Here is a 5,258-nt window from a genome sequence, read left to right as displayed (position 1 = left end):
GGCCACTTTCACGCCATTCCCTTACTAATCTGAACATTTCTTCTGACTGATCCATTTTGATTGGTTTTTAAGTCAAAAGTAAAAACCGCGGTTCTCCTAAGAAATATGTGGTTCATAGGCCGCTTACGATAAGATTGCGTTAGGTATTTGTAAACTTTATGATTTGGATACAAAAAGAATACATTTCGAGACTTTTTGGGATGATAAAATGAGAAAGGAACAAATTGAAGCATTGCGAAACTTTCACCTTAACGCACTCTATAGCATCGCATGTGATCTGAACACCAACAATGGTGAATTAAAGCATTTCAAGAATTGGCGGAACAAATTAGAACATAATTTACTGATAATAAGAGATAAAAGAGATGTAAATTATGATATTTTTGATATTATTAAGGATGAAGAATTTGTGGCTGTAACAGATGTCGAGGATTTTAAATTAAAAACACTGCATCTACTGCAAATAACACGCGCTGCAATATTCAGCTTTGTTTACTGCTGCCGTCTTCAAACTATTGAGGAAAAAAGCGAAAGTGATGAGGAAGTGGGGCCAACGTTTATTATGGATTTTAAATGAGCCAGCTGGGTTTTTGATAAATTAGTATCAATATACTATAAGGCCCATTACGATTGATAAGGTCTTTATACAATAATAATGTTAAAGGGTTAGACCTATGAGTGAAAATTATGATGAGAAGTTTTATGAGGAGGGTTTCACAGCTTGCTTGGAAAATTCTGTATCTCTTTTAAAAATTGCGGAAATTTCCGCTGAAAATAAAGAATACGGAATTGCAATGTCGCTGGCGATTCTTTCCGCGGAAGAAGGGATTAAAGGTTTTATTTGTATGGCCAGAAAGATAAACCCTGATTATCCCGTAGAAAATTTTGAGGCTTTGTTTGAAAGTCACACAGTCAAGCATAGGCATATCTGTGAGGTTATTTCGAATTTGGAATTCTCCGCTTCCATCCTGACAAACATATTTCGTATGATAAGCTCTGCTTTTGATAAATTCAGAGTTCTAGATTCAGATAGAATTAACGCCTCTGAACCGCTTAACCTGATCAATTTGAAGGAGCCAAACGAATTTGTTAAAAAATTGATTAAGTGGTCTGCAAATGCTGATTCAGAGAAGCAACGGGGATTTTATGTTTTTAAAAACAATAATAGATGGTACGGCCCTCAGCAAATTAAAAAGCAGAAATATTCGGAAGCCCATACTTATGCCTGTTACCTGGTCGATATAATGAAAGCTTTTAAAAAAGGAAATCTAGAGGGCTTTATTCATTTGGTTTATCAGATTAAGCCGGATTATTAACGACGTTGGAATTGCGAACTGCTTTTGCCATTCAGATCAACAATCTTGTCTTTAACAACTGAAAACGTATCAGGAAGATTTGGGCTAAAAAAAATAATAAATAGAAGCTCAGGCTGTTGGCCTTTTGTTGGCGATGATTAAATGCAGTGGTTTCAAAGAAATTCCAACAGTTTGTACAGCACTTTCAAGTTTCGGTTAGAAAGTGCGGTAGGTTGTAACCTTTTCTTTTAATATTTTCAGATGGGCAATTCTTAGAGGGGATTTTAAGTGCTAAAATATAGAATTAACCCACACTAAAGCACTTGCGTTCCACGGTGCATTGGATGTGCTAGAAAAGTTGATGAACTGACCAATCCTCAACTAACACCTGTAAAGAAGCGTTTTAAAAAGCAAGTTCTTCCCCTACGTAAGAAAAACAATCTGACAATTTAACATAAATTGAGAGTGGGCGTATCTTTAGGTTGCTGGTTATGCTGCCAGATTAAAGCCCGGCATTAAATAAACGTAGGTATGTGATGGTCCAAAAAGTCATACTTTTTTAAACCACCTCTAAAATTCACTTACGAAGGTATGGTCAGTGCGTATACTGGCTCAAAAAGTAGGTTCAGAAAATAATATATAATAACATTATTGATACTGACTTTTTGATACCAAGCATGTAGGTTTTGGATTAAACCGGATCTTTATCCTCGTTTGTAAGAGCTTCAAGTTCCTTTTCAAGCTCTTCGATACTGGGAAGTTTTCCTTTAAGATTTTTCGGAATACTGTCGGTAATCTTGTATTCTGAAATTCCGATCGGTTTGTTTATATCCTTCAAAGCATATTCAGCAACTACCTTGTTTTTATCCTGACAAATCAAAAGACCGATGCTTGGTTGATCCAGGTCGGTTTTTAGAACATCATCTACTACTGAAAGGTAAAAATTTAATTTCCCGGCATATTCCGGAATAAATTTTCCAGTCTTCAGTTCTATAACCACATAAGACCTAAGCTTTAAATGGTAAAAAAGCAGATCGATGTAAAAATCAGAGCCTGCGACATCCAGGTGGTATTGCCTTCCTACGAAAGCAAAGCCTGCTCCCAGTTCTAATAAGAATTTAACAATATGGTCTGTTAATGCATTTTCCAGATCCTTCTCTTTGTAGTCGTCTGCCAGAGATATGAAATCAAATAGATAAGGATCTTTCGTAACTTGTTGAGCCAGATCAGATTGAGTAGGAGGGAGACGATTTGCAAAATTGGTAATGGCTTTGCCTTTCCTTTTTACATAACCGGATTCAATCTGCATTACCATGATATCTCTTGACCAGCCATTCCTTGCTGTTTCCTGAATATAAAATAGTCTGTCGCTTTCATTCTTTACTTTACCTAATAAGGTAATATGATGGTACCAGGTAATTTGTGCAAGTGACGCTTGCACAAATTCAGGATCTGAATAGGCCTTAGCGAATTGTCGCATGTATTTAAGGTTTCTTACTGACAAGCCATGCATATCTGCAAATTCACTTTTTAAATCTTTCGCGAGCTGTTCGATTACCTTAGATCCCCATCCGGACTGATCCTGCTGATCCAGGATTGTTTTTCCAATCCTCCAGTAAAGCAAAAGCATCTCTGCATTTGCCGATAGCAGCGCTTTTAAACGGCTATGACGTATGGCCGCTTTTAGCTCAGAAAGGATTAACGGATACTGATCAGGCAAAACACTCATTTATTTTCTTCCCATTTGTTAAGTTGCCAATATAAGAACATTGGTGGGAAAAAAAATGGGACTTCATTATTGAAAAATGAAAAGTAAATCGGTTTGAATGGGTATTAGGCTTAGCTACGAAGCTTGAAGCATCCCTAATGAATTTTATAAAAAAATCTCCACACCAAATAATATTTTGTTGTATAACAGGCGTTATGTTAAAGGCCTATTTATTGTTAACGTTCGGTGTCTTAATCGATTCTATCTTTACAAATTGCAAGGATATGTAAACCTTCAACTTGGACCTGAACCTTTATATTATTCCTACATCTCTACTGCCAGCAATCGAACGGAATACTTCAATATGAGATTTAAGGTTGTCGGGAATACTACATGTAAGTTTGTAGTACGATGAGGTAAGTCTTGACTAAGCCCGCAATGCAAAAATGGTCTTAACTACTCAAAAGTACAAATTCCCCCGCGCTCGGCTGTATGGATTTGATGAACATTCATTCATATAAAGCCAATTCTGTGTTTAAAATGTAATCATAAATTTAGAGGCGATGGTTCGAAATGAAAAAGAAGTAAAATGAATCGCTTCTCATTACTTTATCGTATATATGCAAAATGTTTAACCTAGTTTAGCATTATGGCACGACGCGTACTCGCTTCTTTGATTTTGCTTATCTATACATGGATGGCAGTTATGGGCTGTATCAGCAGGCCAGAAGAAGTGCCGTATATGATGGTTGTTAAAAAAAGTTACACCCAAAATCACCGTTACGAAGAACGCAGGTACATGCGTATGGACGGCCTGGAAGTATTAATGGATGAAGTGATGGATACCCATTATAACAATTCACCAGATCATGGCAGTCATATTGATATTTCTTTAACCAGTGCCATCGACTGTCATTTTGCTTCAGAATGTCTTCGCATTAACGTTTCTCCAACTTTCAATAGTAACTATAACAGCTTTGCGCATTTCAATGAAATTCCAATCGGGGGAATTCCATTCGTAGTTTTTTCTCCCCCAAGACATTCGGCTACCGTCTAATTTTTAATTTTCTTTCTCATTTTTTGAAAGGTTTCTCATGCTTCTAATGCCCGACATCAAAGGTCTGGCTATTGGGTATGTATAAACCCATCATATTCACAAATGTTCCATGCCCAAAAATGGCCAAATTTACTTTTCTCATACTTTGCATTGTGAGCTTCACTACAGTGTGCAAATCCCAGACCGGTGGCCTAAGGGGACATATTATTTCTTTTCAAAACGAGGCACTATCCGATGTTAATGTGCGGATACAGGATTCACAATATGGCACATACACGGATGAAAATGGATATTATTCATTGCATAACATAACTGCCGGAACATATACTTTTCTGATTTCAATCACGGGTTATTCGGTTGTAAAACAATATGTTACAATTACTTCCGGTAAAACAACGAATCTTAACCTGCAACTGTCACAGGATCAAAAACAACTGGAAGAAGTAACCGTCACTGGTAAAAATACCCAATACAAGAGCAGCCATTCCATGCTGGCTACCCGTACAGATGTCCCCATCCTTGAAACACCTCAATCCATTCAGGTTATTTCACAACAGATCATCAAAGACCGCCAGGCTTTTACACTGAATGACATTGCCCCTTTGATGACTGGTGTGAAAGCCAATAATTCGATGGGTGGCTTTGCACTTCGTGGTTTCACAGGCTATAATCCAAATGATGCAAGCTTTACAACCTTCAATGGCATACGCGGCACCCTGTATTTGTGGAGCCAGCAGCCTTTACTCTACAATATTGAAAATGTTGAAATTCTCAGAGGACCTGCTTCGGTGCTTCTAAGTGAAAGTATGCCCGGTGGGATTATCAATTTTGTTACAAAAAAACCACAGGTCGAGAACCGCTTTGAATTCTCCGCAGCTTACGGCTCCTGGAACGCCGCGAGGTTCTCGGCTGATGCGACCGGCGCATTAACAAAAAATAAAAAGTTACTATACCGGGCTATTGTTGGTTATGATCGTACAAATAGTTTTCGTGATTACCAGAAAGTAAAGAACTTTTTTGTCGCGCCATCGCTCAGTTACGTTTTTTCTTCAAATACTAGTTTGAACCTGGAAACCTGAGTTCGATTTTAAAATAGAGTAATTTGATTTGTATTACTTGTTTCAAATTTGATGGCAGGCTTTTTGGGAAAGAAACAATAAGCAATCAACCCTGATATCAGGTTGGTTATAAAGTTGCC

The 5,258-nt window shown here is 37.5% G+C and carries 5 protein-coding genes; 4 read left to right on the top strand and 1 reads right to left on the bottom strand.

Annotated elements, in window-relative coordinates; all coding sequences use genetic code 11:
* The first annotated feature begins 133 nt into the window (after positions 1-133).
* Together FZF08_RS31360 and FZF08_RS31355 are read left to right on the top strand one after the other, a co-directional pair.
* Entirely contained in the window at positions 134-577 is a 444-nt protein-coding gene (locus FZF08_RS31360) for an LA2681 family HEPN domain-containing protein (RefSeq protein ID WP_255463804.1), read from the top strand.
* 97 nt (positions 578-674) lie between these two features.
* A complete protein-coding gene (locus tag FZF08_RS31355; protein WP_159478854.1) occupies positions 675-1,316 on the top strand; it encodes an AbiV family abortive infection protein in 642 nt (213 codons plus the stop codon).
* 670 nt (positions 1,317-1,986) lie between these two features.
* On the opposite strand, the gene FZF08_RS31350 is transcribed toward FZF08_RS31355, so the two are convergent.
* On the bottom strand, positions 1,987-3,024 hold the full coding sequence (locus FZF08_RS31350) for a YhcG family protein (RefSeq protein ID WP_159478851.1): 1,038 nt from the start codon (positions 3,022-3,024) through the stop codon (positions 1,987-1,989).
* A 628-nt stretch (positions 3,025-3,652) separates the two neighbouring features.
* Between FZF08_RS31350 and FZF08_RS31345 the strand changes: the two genes are divergently transcribed.
* Positions 3,653-4,060, top strand: coding sequence for a hypothetical protein (locus FZF08_RS31345; protein ID WP_159478848.1), 408 nt, complete (start codon positions 3,653-3,655; stop codon positions 4,058-4,060).
* A 152-nt stretch (positions 4,061-4,212) separates the two neighbouring features.
* Complete coding sequence (locus FZF08_RS31340) at positions 4,213-5,139, top strand: TonB-dependent receptor (RefSeq protein ID WP_229216786.1); 927 nt, start codon at positions 4,213-4,215, stop codon at positions 5,137-5,139.
* Positions 5,140-5,258: the final 119 nt, after the last annotated feature.

Source organism: Dyadobacter sp. 3J3 (assembly GCF_009801115.1).
GTDB lineage: Bacteria > Bacteroidota > Bacteroidia > Cytophagales > Spirosomataceae > Dyadobacter.
Note: the sequence above shows the minus strand (reverse complement) of the source record. Positions and strands in the feature narration are given on the sequence as shown.